This is a genomic window from Mesorhizobium sp. M1A.F.Ca.ET.072.01.1.1 (assembly GCF_004023325.1).
Taxonomy (GTDB): Bacteria; Pseudomonadota; Alphaproteobacteria; order Rhizobiales; family Rhizobiaceae; genus Mesorhizobium.
In genome coordinates this window covers 1-393 of the sequence record NZ_RZSF01000796.1, presented here as the reverse complement: position 1 = coordinate 393, position 393 = coordinate 1, and the positions used below count along the sequence as shown (strand labels likewise).

1 protein-coding gene is annotated in these 393 nt (G+C 66.4%); it reads left to right on the top strand.

What is annotated here, in order from left to right; all coding sequences use genetic code 11:
• Positions 1 to 393, top strand: a 393-nt coding sequence (locus EOA32_RS38090; RefSeq protein ID WP_189407772.1) for a transglutaminase family protein, incomplete at both ends; no start/stop codon positions are given.

Below are 393 nucleotides of genomic sequence, written 5' to 3'. Positions count from 1 at the left end.
GCGCTGAAGGAAGGCGACGTGCGGCTCACCATGGGCGGCGAGCCGACCTTCGTGTCGATCGACGATTTCGAATCCGCCGAGTGGAACACCGCCGCCGTAGGTCCGACCAAACGCGGCAAGGCGGACGAGTTGATCCGCCGCCTGCGCGAGCGTTTCGCTCCGGGCGGTTTTCTCCATTATGGCCAAGGCAAATGGTATCCGGGCGAGAGCCTGCCGCGCTGGACCTTCTCGCTGTATTGGCGCACCGATGGCCAGCCGGTGTGGAGCGACCCGTCGCTGATCGCGCGCGAAAAGAGCAGCGTCGCGGTGGGTCCCGAACAGGCGGAAAGCCTGCTGACGGCGATCGCCGGCGAGCTCGGCATCGACGAGGCGATGGTCAGCGAGGCCTATGAG